Genomic DNA, 16,557 nt, shown 5'->3' on the forward strand with positions numbered 1-16,557 from the left:
AGTTTTCAGTTGATGTCACCGAAGAGCAACGCGCGCATCGATCCCACCGTGCGCAAGGCCATCACCGGCGCGTCCATCGGCAACGCGGTGGAGTGGTTCGACTTCGCCATCTACGGCTTCCTGGCCACCTACATCGCCACCAACTTCTTCCCGGCCGGTAACGAAACAGCTGCGCTGCTCAACACTTTCGCCATCTTCGCCGCCGCATTCTTCATGCGTCCGCTCGGCGGATTCGTGTTCGGTCCGCTGGGGGACCGGCTCGGGCGTCAGCGCGTTCTCGCCGTGGTGATCCTGCTGATGTCGGCCGCCACACTCGGTATCGGGATACTGCCCACCTACGCCACCATCGGTGTGGCCGCCCCGTTGCTGCTGCTCGTGCTGCGCTGCCTGCAGGGGTTCTCCGCCGGCGGCGAATATGGTGGCGGCGCAGTCTATCTCGCGGAGTACGCGACCGACCGCCGGCGCGGGTTGACGGTCACTTTCATCGCGTGGTCGGGAGTGCTGGGATTCTTGCTCGGCTCGGTGACCGTCACGCTGCTGCAGGCATTACTGCCGCCCGACGCGATGGAGAGCTACGGCTGGCGGATCCCGTTTCTGATCGCCGCGCCGCTGGGCCTGGTCGGGCTCTACATCAGGCTGCGACTCGACGACACCCCGGAATTCGCCAAACTCGACGACGCCGATCGGGTGGCCACCTCACCGCTGCGGGAAGCGGTGGGCACCGCACGCCGCGCGATCTTGCAGGTGATCGGCCTGTTCATCGTCTTCAATGTCGGCTACTACGTCGTCTTCACCTTCCTGCCGACGTACTTCATCAAGACGTTGCACTTCAGCAAGACCGAGGCGTTCGTCTCGATCACGCTGGCCAGCCTGGTGGCGTTGATCCTGATCCTGCCGCTGGCCGCACTGTCCGACCGGATCGGGCGCAAACCGCTGCTGCTGGCCGGGTCGGCCGGATTCGTGGCGTTGGCGTATCCACTGTTCCTGCTGATGAATACGGGATCGGTGGTCGCTGCCATTACCGGACACTGCCTGTTGGCCGCCATCGAGTCTGTGTACGTGGCCACGGCGGTCACCGCCGGTGTCGAGTTGTTCGCCACCCGCGTGCGTTACAGCGGATTTTCGATCGGCTACAACATCGCGGTGGCCGTGTTCGGCGGGACCACACCGTATGTCGTCACCTGGCTCACCGCGGCGACCGGCAACGCCCTGGCCCCGGCGTTGTATCTGGTCGCCGCCGGCATCGTCTCGGTGCTCACCGTCTTGACCTTGCGCGAGAGTGCGGGCCGGTCGTTGTCGAGCGTGGATGGCCCAACCGGGCAGCAACGTGTCACGATGACACCGTGAGTGCGACGAAAGGCCGCGCGCCCAGGGGTAGTGTCGGGCTCCGCCCGACGAAAGCCGACGTGGCCAGGCTGGCCAACGTCTCCACGGCGACCGTCAGTTATGTGCTCAACAATGTCGAGGGACAACGGATCTCGGAGCAGACCCAGGCAGCGGTGCGCAAGGCCGCGGCCGATCTCGGCTATCGCCCCAACCTCGCGGCACGCAATCTCGCGGTCGGCGGCAGCGGTGTGGTGCTCTACATCGTGCCGCGGACGGACCTCGGCGAGTTGCCACTCGAGGTCGGCAGTCGCCTGACCACGGCGCTCGGCCGGCACGGCATCGTGCTGTCGATGCAGCTCGAGACGGACGACGGGCAGAACATCGTCGACGCGGTGGCCAACCTCAACCCCGTCGCTGTGGCCGGCGTGTTTCCGTTGACCGGCGCCGCAGCGGCGGCGGTCGAGGCCGCGAAGATCCCGCAGATCTACCTGGGCAGCGAAAAGCTGCGTGCGCTCGGGTCGTTGCATCTGACCGTCGGAGCGATGCGGGTGGAGCACCTCATGTCGCGCGGCCACACCCGGTTGGCCTTCGCCTACTCCGGCGCCGAGGTCCTGCGACCACTCGGTGACTACTGGTTGTCCGGTCTGCGGGTGGCCGCAGGCGAGCACGGTTTGCCCGAGATCGAGGTCGGAAGCGTGGCCACCGATGGATCCGATGCGGCCGGGGTGGTGTCGACGTGGGTGTCGGCGGGTGTGACGGCCGTGTGCGCGCAGAGCGACGAGACCGCGTTCGTGGTGCTACATGGGATGCGCGAGGCCGGCTTCCGGTGTCCGGACGACCTCGCAGTCATGGGGGTGGACGCGATACCGCTGGGCGCGGTGAGCTCTCCGCCACTGACGTCGGTTGTGTTCGACGCCAAGACGATCGTCGATGCCGCGGTGCCGGCCATGATGGCCGAACTCGGGTATCCCACGGTCGCTGACGCCGAGGGCAGCGACCCGGCCGCCCTCATCGTGCGCGACAGCACCTGAGCATTACACCTGAACGAAAGGCCGTAACCGTATTGGGCCTTGTCCCGTGGTCGACTCGACGTGTAACTTACGCGGGTAAGTAACTCTCCGCAGCCCTCAGAGAGGTGGACCGCCGTGAGTGTGAGCACCACCAGTGACGTGTACTTCGACCCCTACGACGTCGAGATCAACGCCAACCCGTATCCGACGTTCGCTCGGCTCCGCGAGGAGTCCCCGCTCTACTACAACGAGCAACATGACTTCTACGCATTGAGCCGGTTCGCCGATGTCAACAAGGGGCTGGTCGACCATGAGACCTTCAGCTCGGCTCGCGGAGCGATCATCGAACTGATCAAGGCCAACATCGACATCCCTTCAGGCGCTTTGATTTTCGAGGATCCGCCGATCCACACCGTGCACCGCAAACTGCTGTCGCGGATGTTCACCCCACGCAAGATCAATGCGCTGGAACCCAAGATCCGGGAATTCTGCGCGCAGTCGCTGGACCCGCTGGTCGGTACCGGAAAGATCGACTTCATCAAGGATTTCGGAGCGATCATGCCAATGCGGGTCATCAGTGCCCTGCTGGGCATTCCCGAAGACGACCAGGAAATGATCCGCGACCACGGCAACGAACAACTGCGCACCGAGGCCGGCAAGCCGATGAAAGCCGCGCAGGAGGGTCTGGTCGACGGCTCGATCTTCGAGACCTACATCGACTGGCGCAAGGACAATCCGTCCGACGACATCATGACGGATCTGCTCAACGTCGACTTCACCGATGAGCACGGCGTCACCCGTAAGCTCACCCGCGAGGAACTGCTCATCTACATCAACGTGGTGGCCGGAGCGGGTAACGAGACCACCACCCGGCTGATCGGTTGGGCGGCAAAGGTACTCGCCGAACACCCGGATCAGCGTCGGCAGTTGGTGGAGAATCCGGCGCTGATCCCGCAGGCGATCGAGGAGCTCCTGCGGTTCGAACCGCCGGCGCCGCATGTGGCACGCTACGTCACCCGCGACGTCGAGTTCCACGGCCAGACCGTTCCCGAAGGCAGCGTGATGATGATGCTGATCGGTGCGGCCGTCCGCGACAGCCGCCAGTTTCCGCCCGACGGTGAGGTTTTCGACATCCACCGCGAACAGCGCCAGCACCTGGCGTTCAGCGTGGGCACCCATTACTGCCTGGGATCGGCGTTGGCGCGGCTGGAGGGGCGGATCGCCCTGGAGGAGATGCTCAAGCGGTTCCCGGAGTGGGACGTCGATCTCGACAACGCCGTGCTGTCGCCGACTTCGACTGTCCGAGGCTGGGATTCGATGCCGGCATTCATCCCGTGACCGCCGCGCTGACCGTCCCCAAGGACTGGGCCGACGTCACACCGGAGTGGTTGACGGCCGCGTTGGCCGACCATCACCCGGATACGGTGGTGGACAGCGTGTCCGTCGACATGCGCGACGACGGCACCAACCGTCGTGCGCGTCTGTCGGTCACGTACAAGCCCGGGCCTGCTGGTCCGGCCACGGTGTTCGCCAAGGCCGTCGACCCCGGTCACAAGGAGATGATCAAGTACACCAGCGGGCTGTTGCACGAACCGCGGTTGTTCAACTCGAAGGTCGAGCTGCCACTAGAACATCCGGTCGTGTATGCCGCACCGATCGACGAGGCCGACGAGGACTTCGTGCTGGTCATGGAGGACCTCACCGCTCGCGCCGCCGATCCGCGTGATGCCACCAGGCCGTTGACGGTGGAACAGGCCGCCCAGGGCGTGCGCGGCCTGGCTCGGCTGCACGGTGCGTTCTGGGGTGAGCGGGTGCGCCGGCCGGGTTTGGGCTGGCTCGAGCCGTTCGAGCCATGGGACGGCATGCAGTGGGCTCCGTTGCCCGCAGCGCTGGAGCGTCTCGGTGACGACGCCCCCGCCTCGGTGCACGCGTTGAGCATCGACCAACTGGTGGAGCGCATTTGGAAGCCCTTCATCCGCACCCTCACCGCTCCAGGCGCTTCGCAGACCCTCCTGCACGGTGACCCGCATATCGGGAACACCTATGTGGTGCCCGACGGGGATGTCGGCTTCTTGGACTGGCAGGTGGCCCGTCACGGCAACTTCTCGCTGGATCTCGGTTACTTCCTGCAAGGCGCCCTGACCACCGAGGACCGGCGGGTGGCCGAGCGTCAGCTTCTGGAGGAGTACCGGGACGCTCTCGGCCTGCCGGCCGAGGAGCTGCCGTCGCCCGACGAGATCTGGTTGCGGTACCGCGCCTCGGTGGCGCACGGCCTGATGACGTGGCTGGCCACCGCCAGCGCGGGCGAGCTGTGGCAGCGCCCGGACATCGCCCTGGCGCTGGCGCAACGCTATTCGGCCGCCTACGAGGATTTGCAGACGGCGCAGGCGCTGGCCGATCTCATCGATTAGCCGCTATAACCAAAATCGCCCGCCGCGCGGTGCGTGCACCTAACCTGTCCGGCATGACAGGTGTGGTGGTGACAGGGGCAGCGTCAGGGATTGGCCGGGCCAGTGCGGAGGCACTGATCGCGGACGGACGACGGGTTTCGTTGTGGGACATCGCTCCCGAGGTTCGCGATGTGGCCGGCGATCTCGGTATGCCCTCGGCGGTGATCGATGTGTGTGACACCGACGCACTGGCAGCCGCGGTCGAGGAGACAGCCCGGGCGCTCGACGGGATCGACGGCCTGGTGCACGCGGCGGGCCGGGTGCTGGCCGAACCGGTCGGCGCCTACACCGAGGAATCCTGGGATGCGGTACTCGACGTGAACCTTCGGGCCCAGGCGTTGTTGGTTCAGCTGCTGCTTCCGCATCTGGAGAAGTCCGCCCGCGACGGTGGGTCACCCGCGGTGGTCGGCATCTCGAGCATCGAAGGCTTGGCCGCCAACCCGTTCATCCCGGCCTACTGCGCGTCCAAGGCGGGGCTGCTCGGCATGACCCGGTCGATGGCTGCTCAGTTGGGGCCGTTGGGTATTCGCGTCAACGCCGTGTGCCCCGGCTTCATCCACACCCCGATGCTGCAGATCGCGCTGGACGTCGAGGAGATCCGGACGGGCTTCGAACAGGCCGCGCCGTTGGGGCGGCTCGGCCGGCCCGACGAGGTCGCGGCGGCCGTGGCATTCCTGATGTCGCCGAAGGCGTCGTTCGTCACCGGCACGCAGTTGGTCGTCGACGGGGGAGTGACCAGCCGTCACGCGTGAGACGGACGGGTTGTCCGGCGCGGTAGTCCTTACGGGACGCTGTGGCGAATGTGTAGCTTCCTGTTGTGACAACGCGGTATTTCTCGAGAAGGTACACACTCGTCACAGCGTGCTGAAAGGGATAGTTGCCTGGGCGTCCAGATGCGACGGCCTCCGACGTCCAGGCGCGTCGCGCCGCACCTATGCGGGATTCATCCGGAAGACCCGCGGCCGACCTAGTCGCTGGCGGGCAGCGGCTTGGCCTCCTTGAGGCTGAGCGCGGTGTCACCGATCGACAGGGTGCCGGCGCCGGCCTTGGTGACCAGCACCTCGGCACCGCCCTCGTCGACGTAGCGCTTGCCCATCAGGTTGCCGTCGGAAAACGCCGGGTCGAGCGTTGCGCCGGAGTCCTTTTCGGCATCGAGGGGGATCATGGCCACACCGCCGGCACGCAGATCGTCGAGACTGTCGGCGCTGCGCACCACGATCACCTGGGTGTCACACACCTGGCTCTGGAGGCGGGTACCGTTTTTGATCATGCTGGCTCCTTAGAGACGAGTTCGTCGACGAGTTGGCGGCGCAGGACCTTGCCGGTCGGGTTGGTGGGCAATTCGTCGCGGAACACCACCCGGTCCGGGGTGCGCGATCCGCGTAGTTGCTTGCGGACATGATCCCGCAACGCGTCGGGGTCGGGTGAGGTGCCCTCGACCGGAACCACGACCGCCACGATGATCTGTCCCCACTGGGGATCCTCGGGGCCGACGACGGCTACGTCGCGGACCTCGGGATGCTCGACGAGCACGTCCTCGATCTCGGCCGGGGCGATGTTCTCCCCGCCGCGGATGATGGTGTCGTCGGAACGCCCGCCGATGAACAGGTAGCCGGCCTCGTCGAGCATGGCGACGTCTTTGGTGGGGAACCAGCCCTCGGCGTCGAGCACCGATCCGATGTCGGTGTAACGACCCGACACCTGCTCGCCGCGGACGAACAGTTCACCCGTCTCCCCGGCGCCCAGCACAGTGCCGTCCTCGGCACGGATCTGCACCTCGATACCGGGCACCACCTGGCCGACGGAGCCGAGCCGGCGGGCCGCAGCCGCATCTTCGGCCGCCAGCGCCTCGCGGTGATCGTCGGGGCCGAGAACGGCGATGGTGGAGCTGGTTTCGGTGAGGCCGTAGGCGTTGACGAAGCCGACGTTCGGCAGCAGTTGCAGTGCCTTGCGGACCAGGGGCAGCGCCACCTTCGAGCCGCCGTAGGCCAGGTTGCGCAAGGTGGGCAGCTCGACGCCGGCAGCCTCGAGGGCGGTGACGATGCGATCCAGCATCGTCGGCACCACGGTGGCGGACGTGACGCCCTCGGTGCGGACCAGCTGCACCCACCTGTCGGCGTCGAAGTGGCGCAGGTAGACCATCTTGCGGCCGGCGTACAGGTTCGACATGGCCGCGCTGACGCCGGCGATGTGATACGGCGGAACACAGATCAGCGCCGCGTCTTCCTCTGCCGCAGAGGCGAATTCGACGGTTCCAGTGATGTAGCTGGTCAGATTGTTGTGGGTGAGCTCGACGGCCTTGGGACGTGAGGTGGTACCCGAGGTGAACAGCACGACCGCGACGGCGTCGGGGTCGGCGAATTCGGCGGCAGGTTCGTTTTCGCGTGCCGCGGCGAGGAATTCGTCAGAGGTGATGACCTGCTTGCCCGCTCCGGCGACCACGTCGGCGTACTCGGCGTCGGCGACCACCAGGGGATCGGGCAGGCGTTCGATCAGCTCGTGCAGACCGTCCCGGCTCAGCCGGTAGTTGAGCGGGGTGAACGGGACGGCGGCGCGCGCGGAGGCGAACAGCAGCAGTGGCAGCAGCGCGCCGCCGGTGCCCACATACGCCACGTGCGCGGCCCCGGAGGCGGCGATGACGCCGGCACCGCCGTCGGCCAGGTCGCTGACCTCCTGGGTGGTCAGACGGAGGTCGTCGGACACGACGGCGGTGCGGTCGGGCCCGCCCGATACCGCCATCTCCAGCAGCAGTGAGATGCTCACAGGCCCTGCCCCGGCGCGTCGATGAAGATGTCGATGATCGGATTGTCCCCGCCGCCGTAGCGCGAGAGGTCGGTGACGCCGGACTCGGTGAGCACCTCGGAGTCGATGAATGTCTTGCCGTTCACCTCGGCGGCCGGGCGCGACAGGATCTCCACGGCCGCGTCGGCCATGATCTCGGGCTTGCGGGAGGACTGCGCCAGGTTCTGCCCGTCGGCAAGGTTTGTGACCGCGGAGGTGACGATGTAGGTCTCGGGCCACAGGCAGCTGAAACCGATGCCCGCATCGGCATATTCGGATGCCCAGCCAAGAGATAGCAGCGTCATGCCGTACTTGGACAAGGTGTAGGACGGGTGGGCGCCCAGCCAGTAGGGGTTCATATTCATCGGCGGGGCCAGCGTCAGGACCTGCCCGTTGGTGGACTTGCGCAGGTACGGCAGCGCGGCCTTGGTGAGCAGGAACGTGCCGCGGACGTTGATGTCCATCATCAGGTCGAACTTCTTGGCCGACAGGGCCTCGGTGGGTTCGGTGGCGATGGCGCTGGCGTTGTTGATCACGATGTCGACGCCGCCGAAGTGCTCGACGGCAGTCTCGATGGCGCGGGCCACATCCTCTTCTTTACGTACGTCGCCCACCACCGCGACGCCCTTGCCGCCGGCGGCCTCGACCTCGGCGACCGCGGTGTGAACGGTGCCGGGGAGCTTCGGATGGGGCTCGGCGGTCTTGGCCAGCAGCACGACGTTGGCCCCGCGGCGGGCGGCGCCGAGCGCGATGGCCAGGCCGATTCCGCGGCTACCGCCGGACACGACCAGCGTGCGGTCGGTGAATGACTCTTGCTGGCTGGACATGGTCCTCCTCGTCGAGCGCAGCAACCCGCTGTTGCGCCGTCGTCAACGGTACTGTCAACCGTACCCAAATGGTATTGGCATTCTCATTTTTAGCAAGTCTCGTAATCGGGTCGAGCGGCGCCCTTGGAATCGTCGCTTCACCACATCGGTTCGGCACCGGCGGCACGGGTCCTCGGGGCGCAGGTCGCAGCGTTCCCGGCCAGTACACGCCCCACATTTCCCCTGTGCGGTATTGGCATTCTCATTTTTAGCAAGTACGTTATCCACTGATGAGCGAGCAACCTGTCCCTCCGGTAGAGACTCCGTCTGGTATTCCGCTGGAACCGGTCTACGGACCGAGTGACCGTGCGGTCGAGCCGCCGGCGCCGGGGACCTATCCCTTCACCCGCGGCAACTTCGCCTCCGGCTACCGCGGCAAGACCTGGACGTTTCGCCAGTATTCGGGCTTCGGCACCGCCGAGGAATCCAACCGCCGATACCGCTACCTGCTCGATCAGGGCGGTACGGGCCTGTCGGTGGCGTTGGACCTGCCGACCCAATGTGGCTACGACTCCGACGACGAGGAGTACGGCGAAGAGGTCGGCCGCGTCGGCGTCGCCGTCGACACCCTGGCCGACGCCGAGATCCTGTTCGATGGCATCCCACTGGACAAGATCAGCACCAGCTTCACCATCAACGGCACCGCGGCCATCCTGCTGGCGTTCTACGTCGCGGCGGCGGAGAAGAAAGGTGTGCCGCGCGAGAAACTCACCGGCACCATCCAGAACGACATCCTCAAGGAGTACGCCTCCCGCGGTACCTGGATCTGGCCGCCGGAGCCGTCGTTGCGGCTGATCGCCGACACCATCGAGTTCTGTGCCGCCGAGGTGCCGCGGTTCAACGCGATCTCGGTGGCCGGCGCGCACTTCCGCGACGCCGGGGCCAACGCCATCCAGGAGATGTCGTTCACCCTGGCCGATGGCGTCACCTACTGCGACACCGTCGTCGAGCGCGGCCGGATGACGATCGACAAGTTCGCCCCGCAGATCTCGTTCTTCTTCTACACCCACGGTGACTTCTTCGAGGAGATCGCCAAGTACCGGGCCGGCCGTCGTCGCTGGGCCACGATCGTGCGGGAACGCTACGGCGCCACCACGGACAAGGCCTCGATGTTCCGCTTCGGCTGTGTGGCCGGCGGTGCGTCGCTGTATGCGCCTCAGGCGCAGAACAACCTGGTGCGCGTCGCGTACGAGGCCATGGCCGCCGTGCTCGGCGGTGTGCAGTCGATGTTCACCGCGGCCTGGGATGAGCCGTTTGCGCTGCCGTCGGAGGAGTCGGCCACGTTGGCGCTGCGCACCCAACAAATCCTGGCCTACGAGACCGGGGTGACGAAGGTGGCCGATCCGCTCGGCGGGTCGTACTTCGTCGAGGCACTCACCGATGCCACCGAGGCCAAGATCATCGAGATCATGGACGACCTGGAGAAGCACGGCGGGATGGTCCGGTGCATCGAGGACGGTTACCTGCAGGGCCTGATCGCCGACGAGGCGTTCAAGATCCACCAGGAGACCGAGTCCGGGGCCCGGCCTGTGGTCGGGGTCAACAAGTTCGTCGTCGACGAGCCCGCACCCGACATCGCGACGTACGAACTCGACGCCGAGGGGCGCGATCTGCAGCTCAAGCGACTGTCGAAGGTCAAGGCCGAACGTGACGACGTCGCGGTCAAAGAAACATTGGCCGCGTTGGCCAGAGGTGCCGAAGGAGACGACAACCTGATGCACCGGTTGATCGACTGCGCCAACGCGTATTGCACAGTGGGAGAGATGGTGTCGACGTTGAAATCGGTGTGGGGCGAGTTCCAGCAGCCGGTGGTGTTCTAGATGGCTGAATCCGCTCCCACCCAAGCCCGCCCGGCCCGAGTGCTTGTCGCAAAGCCGGGGCTCGACGGTCATGACCGCGGCGCCAAGATCGTCGCACGTACCCTGCGTGACGCCGGATTCGAGGTCATCTACACCGGCATCCGTCAGCGCATCGAGGACATCGTGTCGATCGCGCTGCAGGAAGACGTTGCCCTGGTGGGCCTTTCGATCCTCTCTGGGGCACACGTCGCGCTGACCACGCGCACTGTCGAGGCGCTGCGGGCGGCCGACGCCGGGGACATCGCCGTCGTCGTCGGTGGCACCATCCCTCAGTCCGACGTCCAGAAGCTTCTGGATGCCGGTGCGGCTGCGGTCTTCCCGACCGGTACCTCGCTGGAGACTCTGGTGACCGATGTTCGTGCCCTGACCGAGAAAGCGAACTGACATGCGCCTTGGTGTGATGATCGGGGCCGAGCGCGGCGATATGGCCCGCAAGGTCTCCAAGCTGGTCTCCGATATCGAGTGGGCCGACTCTGCGGGTCTGGCCACGGCCTGGATGCCGCAGGTGCCCGACGACTTCGACCTGCTGAGCATGGTGGCGTTGATGGCCTCGCACAGCACCCGGATCGAGCTCGGCACCGCGGTGGTACCGCTGCAGGCGCAGCATCCCATTGCCCTTGCCCGGCAGGCGCTTTCGGTGCACGCCATTTCCAACGGCCGGTTGGCTCTGGGGGTGGGGCCGTCGCACCACTGGATCATCCGGGACATGCTCGGCCTGCCGTACGACAAGCCGGCCGCCTACACGCGTGACTATCTGCAGGTGTTGAATGCCGCGATTGCCGGGCCCGGTCCGGTCGACGTCGAGAACGATCACTTCACCGTGCACAACCCCACCGCGCTCGGCGCAGAAACCCCGATGCCGGTGTTGGTGGCCGCGCTCGGCCCGGTGATGTTGCAGATCGCCGGTGAACACGCCGACGGTACCTCGCTGTGGATGGCCGACGAGAAGGCGATCGGCGAGCACATCGCACCGAAGATCAACAAGGCCGCCGCGGAGGCCGGAAAGCCCGCGCCGCGTATCGTCGCCGGCATCCCCGTCACGCTGTGCGCCAACTCCGAGATCGAGGCGGCCAAGGAGCGGGCCAACCGCATCCTGGCCGAGGCCGAGACCTCGCCGAACTATCAGCGGTTGCTGGATCGGGGTGAGGCCCGCAATGTCGGGGACCTGTGCGCCGCGGGGGATGAGGAATCCATCCTCAAACGGTTCAAGCAGTTCGCCGATGCGGGTGTGACGGATCTGTCGGTGCGGTTGCTGCCGATCGGGGAGACCCGTGACGAGCTGATCGCATCGAAGTACCGGACGCGTGAGGTGATCGCCGAACTCGCCAAGGCCGTGCGATGACCCGCCATCGCCGAAACGACGCTTTGTGGCGACTTCTCGGCCCCATCACGCCAAAAACCGTAGTCTCGGCGAAATGACGGGCCCTCTTGCGGGTATCCGCATCATCGAGGTCGGCGTCATGCTGGCCGGGCCCTACGCCACCATGATGCTGGCCGATCTCGGCGCTGAGGTGATCAAGGTCGAGCCGCCGGGTGGAGAGATCTCCCGACAGGTGAGCGACAGCTACTTCGCGAGCCTCAACCGCGGCAAGCGCAGCATCTGCCTGGACCTGGCCTCGGAAGCTGGTCAGGCGAAACTGCATGAGCTGGTGGCGGATTCGCATGCGTTGTTGGTCAACATGAAGCCGTCGGTGATCCGCCGCCTCGGTCTCACCTACGAAACTCTGCGCCGCGTCAACCCCAAGCTGGTCTGCGTCGCGATGACCGGCTTCGGGCTGGACGGGGGAGATGACCCGGCCTTCGACTACGTCATCCAGGCCGCCACGGGCGTGGCGGCGATGACCGGAGACCCGGACGGTCCGCCCACGCTGCCGGGCTACTCGTCGGCGGACAACTCCACGGGGCTGACCGCCGCGCTGGGATTGCTGGCGATGATCGTCTCGGGCGAGGGCGGCCAGGTGGATGTCTCGTTGCGCGACGTGATGCTCTCGCAACTGAACTACCGGGCGGCGGCCTACCTCAACGACGGTGTCGAGCCGCGCCGCCACCCGTACGGTGCGCATTCGTATTATGTTCCGGCACAGCTGTTCCCGACCGCCGACGGCTACCTCGCGTTGTTCGTCACCCACGACGGATTCTGGAAGTCCTTCGCCGGAGAAGCCGGAATCGACGGTTTCGAGACCATGGCCGAACGGGCCGCGCGTCGTGACGAGGTCCTCGACGTGGTGACGGCGGCGTTGGCCACCGATACCGCCGCCGGCTGGGAGTCGCGGCTCAAGCCGTTGGGAATCCCGGCGGCCGCGGTGCGTACGCTGCCGCAGGCCCTGGAGGCGACACCCGAGATGCTGGTGACGGCGGGGGACTTTCGGCTGGTGGGGACCCCGGTGCACGTCTCCGGTTACACGCCGGACTACCGGCCTGCACCGGCGTTCGACGAGTATGGACAGCCGTCGCCGGTTTCTGCACCAGGGTCATGATCGTTTGGATTCTGCGACCCTGCGGTGGAAACCGGCGCAGTCACCGGCCACGCGCTCAGTCTTCGTCGTAGGAAACCGTCACCGCGTCACAGTCCGGGACGGCCTGGCAGGTCAGTACGTACCCTTCCGTCACCTCGTCGTCGTCGAGGGCGTCGTTGACGCGCATGGTGGCGGTGCCCTCAAGGAGCTTTGCCATGCAGGTGCCGCAGTTGCCGGCCTCGCACGAGAACGGCGGGGTCATACCGGCGCGACGCGCGCTCTCCAGGAGGGTTTCGCCGGGTCTGCGCGGCACGGACAACTGCTCACGGTCGAACACGATGGTGACCTTGCCGTCCGCGTCGCTGCCGGCCATCGGTTCTGCGGTCATGTGACTCCCCTGTGCACTATCATTCTGACTTAGAGAGAATACCATTCTCCATAAATGATAGTATCCTCTCGACCCGGCTGAGGTGTTCGCCGGGACTCACTTGGCAGTCTTCACGGAAAGGTCGGTGCGATGTGCCAGCGGGGTCGAATTCGGTGACTGTCACCGATACCCGCGCCGTGCTCGCCTTCGACGACATCGAGTACACGTTGGCCGATCTCGACGCGCTGACCAGCGGGATGGCCACCACGCTGGAACATCGAGGGGTGCGCGCCGGCGATCGGGTGGCCATGATGTCGTCCAACCGTCCGGAGTTCGTCGTCGCGTTGCGGGCGATCTGGGGCCTGGGGGCGACGGCCGTGCTGATCAGCCCGGCTTGGAAATCGACCGAGGTGGCCCACGTCCTGGCGCTGACCGCGCCCGGCCATGCCGTGGGTGACCACGACGTGCTGGCAGCGCAGATGTCGATGCTGCACCTGGACGAGCCGATCACACCCGGCCTCCGGCAGTTCGACGCCCCTGACCCGGACTCCGACGCGCTGTTCGTCTTCAGCTCGGGAACCACCGGCCTGCCCAAGGCGGTGCGGCACACCCATCGCGGATTCGCCGCGGCCATCGAGCACTGGCGCGACGCGCTGGGGTTCACCAGTGCCGACCGGATGCAGATCATGACGCCGCCGTCGCACATTCTCGGATTGCTCAACATCGCGATGGTGCTCGACACCGGCGCGTGGATGCGGCTGCACCGCCGCTTCGACGTCGACACCATGTTGCGGCACATCGAATCCGACCGGATCACGATCGAAATGGCTGTGGCACCAATAGCGTTGGCTCTGGCCGGCCACCCGCAGCTGGAACGCTACGATCTGTCCTCGCTGCGCTACGTGATGTGGTGTGCCACCCCGGTGACCCGCAGTGTCGCCGAGACCGTCACCGAGCGGGCCGGGGTGCGATGGCTGACCGCATACGGCACCACCGAACTCCCGGTGATTGCCTGTAATCCGCTGCACGCCACACGGATCGACACCGTCGGCACCGCGGTACGCGGCGTCGACGTCCGCATCGGCGACGACGGCGAGATCCAGGTGCGGTCGGAGTCGGTGATGGCCGGCTACCTTCCCGCCGAAGCCACGGCCGACGCGTTCTGCGACCGGTGGTACCGCACCGGTGACCTCGGATACCTCGATGACGACGGTTACCTGCACATCACCGACCGCTCCAAGGAGATGGTCAAGGTCCGCGGATTTCAGGTCGCGCCGGCCGAAGTCGAGGCGGTGCTGCACGGGCATCCTTCGGTCGACGACTGTGCCGTGTTCGGCGTGGCCGATGCGGCTGACGGCGAGGCCGTGGTGGCCGCCGTGAGGACAAGCTCAGCGGTGTCGGCCGAGGAGCTCATCGACCTGGTAGGCGAGCGGCTGGCCTCGTACAAGCGGCCCAGCCGCGTGGAGTTCGTAACCGAGATACCGCGGTTACCTTCCGGAAAGGTATTGCGACGAGTGCTGAAGGAGCGGCATGGACGTTCGTCTGACGTCTGAACAGCAGCAGCTGCGAGAGGCCGCAGCGAAACTGGCCGATGACCTCGGACCGGATGCGGTCGGAGAATTGGCGGATGAGGGCCGGATTTCCCGGCTGGAAAGCACGGTCGCCGCGACAGAATGGCGCACCCTGCGGTCCGACGGGGCCTCCGGCGTGGAAGTGGCGATCATCGCCGAGGAGTTCGCCCGCGGCCTGGTCGACGTGCCGTTCCTCGGGCCGGTGCTCGCCGATGATCTGAGTCGTCGCCTGGACCGGGCGGTTCCGGTCGGAGTCGACGAGGCCGCCACCGCCGGTGTGGATCTGACCCACAGCACGGTGGGCGTGGTGGAATCGCCGGCCGAACTCGGGGAGTTGTCGGCCGAAGATGCGCTGCGCTGGAAGGCTTTGGCGTTGGCGGCCACCAGCGCCGATCTGGTCGGTGCCGCCCGCGGCGCACATGCGCTGGCCGTCGACTACGCCAAAGTTCGTGAGCAGTACGGCTCCACGATCGGCTCGTATCAGGCCATCGCGCATCTGCTGGCCGAGGGGTTGGCCTTGATCGAGGGGTCGATCAGCGTGCTGCGTCATGCGGCGTGGGCCGTTGACGAACTGCCGGCCGAGGAAGCGGTGCGGGCCGGCAAGATCGCGAAGGTCTACTGCGCTCGAGCCGCACGCACGGTGTGCGAGACCGCGATCCAGGTGCACGGCGGTATCGGCAATACCTGGGAATGCCTGGCGCACGTATTCCTGCGCCGGGTGCTCGTGGCCACCGAGTTGTGGCCCGTCAAGTTAGAGGACTTGGAGGTCAGTGATCTTGGACTTTCGTGATTCAACCGAGGAAGCAGCCTTCCGCGACCGGCTGCGGTCCTGGCTGGCTGACAACGCCGCCTCCTTCAAGGCGTCCGGTGACGATTACTGGGCCCGGATGGGGGAGTGGCACCAGGCCCTCTACGCCGCAGGCTTTTTCGGCACCTCGTGGCCCAAGGAATTCGGTGGCCAGGATCTGCCGCCGGTCTATGACGTCATCGTCGACGAGGAGCTGGCCCGCGCCGGCGCCCCGCCCCGCCCGAGCCTGGGCTACCTGGTCGTCGGCTTGGGGCACCACGGCAGCAAGGAGCTGCAGCAGCGGTTTCTGCCGGGGATGATCAACGGGACCGAGCGCTGGTGCCAGGGCTTTTCGGAGCCGGGCGCGGGCTCGGATCTGGCGTCGTTGACCACCACCGCGGTCCGTGATGGCGACAACTACATCATCACCGGGCACAAGATCTGGACCAGCTACTCCGACGTGGCCGACTGGTGTCTGGTGCTGGCCCGCACCGACAAGGATGTGGCCAAACACAAAGGCATTTCGGCGTTCATCGTGTCGATGCACCAGGACAGCATCGAGCAGCGGCCGCTGCAGATGATCAACGGTGTGACGACCGAGTTCGGGCAGGTGGCCTTCGACGGCGCCGTCGTGCCGGCCGCGAACATGGTCGGTGAACCCGGCGACGGCTGGCGCCTGGCCATGACCGTCGTCAGCCATGAGCGGGAACCGTCGACCCTGGGGTACTCGGCCCGGTACGGAAAGCTGGTGCGCGAGATGGCTTCCCGTGTCGGCGACGGCAAGGTGCCGGAGGATCTGGCGTGGGCCGGGGTGCAGGCCGAGATGCTGCGGCTGCATGTGCGCCGGCGACTGTCCGAACAACTCGACGGGCTCAAGCACGGCCCGGACGGCTCGCTGGACAAGCTGCTGATGACCTGGGTCGAGCAGTCCGTCGGGCACGCCGCACTTTCGGTGACGGGGACGACGGACGCCGAACTGCTCAGCGCATACCTCTACAGCCGAGCGCAGAGCGTCATGGGCGGCACGTCACAGATCCAGAAGAACATCATCGCTTCTCGAATCCTCGGACTGGGGGTCTGACCA

Annotated in this window: 16 protein-coding genes; 12 read left to right on the forward strand and 4 right to left on the reverse strand. The window is 66.4% G+C overall.

Features of this window, described 5'->3' with window-relative positions; genetic code table 11:
• The first annotated feature begins 12 nt into the window (after positions 1-12).
• The 5 genes from A5733_RS00920 (at position 13) to A5733_RS00940 (ending at position 5,538) form a co-directional block, all read left to right on the forward strand.
• On the forward strand, positions 13-1,347 hold the full coding sequence (locus A5733_RS00920) for an MFS transporter (protein ID WP_076238730.1): 1,335 nt from the start codon (positions 13-15) through the stop codon (positions 1,345-1,347).
• Positions 1,344-2,357, forward strand: coding sequence for a LacI family DNA-binding transcriptional regulator (locus A5733_RS00925; RefSeq protein ID WP_076238731.1), 1,014 nt, complete (start codon positions 1,344-1,346; stop codon positions 2,355-2,357). Before A5733_RS00920 ends, A5733_RS00925 begins: the two co-directional genes overlap by 4 nt.
• A gap of 114 nt (positions 2,358-2,471) precedes the next feature.
• Positions 2,472-3,674, forward strand: a complete 1,203-nt coding sequence (locus A5733_RS00930; protein WP_067765025.1) for a cytochrome P450 — start codon at positions 2,472-2,474, stop codon at positions 3,672-3,674.
• A complete protein-coding gene (locus A5733_RS00935) occupies positions 3,671-4,747 on the forward strand; it encodes a phosphotransferase (protein WP_076238732.1) in 1,077 nt (358 codons plus the stop codon). Before A5733_RS00930 ends, A5733_RS00935 begins: the two co-directional genes overlap by 4 nt.
• Before the next feature lie 53 nt (positions 4,748-4,800).
• On the forward strand, positions 4,801-5,538 hold the full coding sequence (locus A5733_RS00940) for an SDR family NAD(P)-dependent oxidoreductase (protein WP_076238733.1): 738 nt from the start codon (positions 4,801-4,803) through the stop codon (positions 5,536-5,538).
• Positions 5,539-5,753: 215 nt separating this feature from the next.
• Here the strand turns inward: A5733_RS00940 and A5733_RS00945 are convergent, their stop codons facing one another.
• Genes A5733_RS00945 through A5733_RS00955 form a run of 3 tightly spaced genes read right to left on the reverse strand, consistent with a single transcriptional unit; the run spans position 5,754 to position 8,394 of the window.
• On the reverse strand, positions 5,754-6,056 hold the full coding sequence (locus A5733_RS00945) for a hypothetical protein (RefSeq protein ID WP_076238734.1): 303 nt from the start codon (positions 6,054-6,056) through the stop codon (positions 5,754-5,756).
• Positions 6,053-7,549 carry a class I adenylate-forming enzyme family protein gene (locus A5733_RS00950; protein ID WP_076238735.1) on the reverse strand — a complete coding sequence of 499 codons (1,497 nt, stop codon included), beginning with the start codon at positions 7,547-7,549 and terminating at the stop codon, positions 6,053-6,055. Before A5733_RS00950 ends, A5733_RS00945 begins: the two co-directional genes overlap by 4 nt.
• Positions 7,546-8,394, reverse strand: coding sequence for an NAD(P)-dependent oxidoreductase (locus tag A5733_RS00955; protein ID WP_076238736.1), 849 nt, complete (start codon positions 8,392-8,394; stop codon positions 7,546-7,548). The genes A5733_RS00950 and A5733_RS00955 overlap by 4 nt, the downstream gene beginning before the upstream one ends.
• 269 nt (positions 8,395-8,663) lie before the next feature.
• Here A5733_RS00955 and A5733_RS00960 point away from each other — a divergent pair, with 269 nt between their 5' ends.
• From A5733_RS00960 to A5733_RS00975, 4 genes are all read left to right on the forward strand, one after another.
• On the forward strand, positions 8,664-10,253 hold the full coding sequence (locus tag A5733_RS00960; protein ID WP_067765005.1) for a methylmalonyl-CoA mutase family protein: 1,590 nt from the start codon (positions 8,664-8,666) through the stop codon (positions 10,251-10,253).
• On the forward strand, positions 10,254-10,676 hold the full coding sequence (locus A5733_RS00965; protein WP_067765002.1) for a cobalamin B12-binding domain-containing protein: 423 nt from the start codon (positions 10,254-10,256) through the stop codon (positions 10,674-10,676). It abuts the gene before it with no gap.
• A 1-nt stretch (position 10,677) separates the two neighbouring features.
• The gene (locus A5733_RS00970) at positions 10,678-11,634 is read left to right on the forward strand and encodes an LLM class F420-dependent oxidoreductase (RefSeq protein ID WP_067764999.1); all 957 of its coding nucleotides are present in this window, start codon (positions 10,678-10,680) and stop codon (positions 11,632-11,634) included.
• Between the two features lie 73 nt (positions 11,635-11,707).
• Positions 11,708-12,769 (forward strand): CaiB/BaiF CoA-transferase family protein, encoded by a 1,062-nt coding sequence (locus A5733_RS00975; protein ID WP_076238737.1) that lies wholly within the window; start codon positions 11,708-11,710, stop codon positions 12,767-12,769.
• Between the two features lie 55 nt (positions 12,770-12,824).
• Here the strand turns inward: A5733_RS00975 and A5733_RS00980 are convergent, their stop codons facing one another.
• The gene (locus A5733_RS00980; RefSeq protein WP_076238738.1) at positions 12,825-13,136 is read right to left on the reverse strand and encodes a 2Fe-2S iron-sulfur cluster-binding protein; all 312 of its coding nucleotides are present in this window, start codon (positions 13,134-13,136) and stop codon (positions 12,825-12,827) included.
• Positions 13,137-13,288: 152 nt separating this feature from the next.
• Here A5733_RS00980 and A5733_RS00985 point away from each other — a divergent pair, with 152 nt between their 5' ends.
• Genes A5733_RS00985 through A5733_RS00995 form a run of 3 tightly spaced genes read left to right on the forward strand, consistent with a single transcriptional unit; the run spans position 13,289 to position 16,554 of the window.
• Positions 13,289-14,668 (forward strand): class I adenylate-forming enzyme family protein, encoded by a 1,380-nt coding sequence (locus A5733_RS00985; RefSeq protein ID WP_083665928.1) that lies wholly within the window; start codon positions 13,289-13,291, stop codon positions 14,666-14,668.
• Positions 14,646-15,476, forward strand: coding sequence for an acyl-CoA dehydrogenase family protein (locus tag A5733_RS00990; RefSeq protein ID WP_076238740.1), 831 nt, complete (start codon positions 14,646-14,648; stop codon positions 15,474-15,476). Before A5733_RS00985 ends, A5733_RS00990 begins: the two co-directional genes overlap by 23 nt.
• Positions 15,463-16,554 carry an acyl-CoA dehydrogenase family protein gene (locus A5733_RS00995; RefSeq protein WP_076238828.1) on the forward strand — a complete coding sequence of 364 codons (1,092 nt, stop codon included), beginning with the start codon at positions 15,463-15,465 and terminating at the stop codon, positions 16,552-16,554. The genes A5733_RS00990 and A5733_RS00995 overlap by 14 nt, the downstream gene beginning before the upstream one ends.
• Positions 16,555-16,557: the final 3 nt, after the last annotated feature.

It is taken from the genome of Mycobacterium sp. NS-7484 (genome assembly GCF_001953975.1).
Classification (GTDB): Bacteria; Actinomycetota; Actinomycetes; order Mycobacteriales; family Mycobacteriaceae; genus Mycobacterium.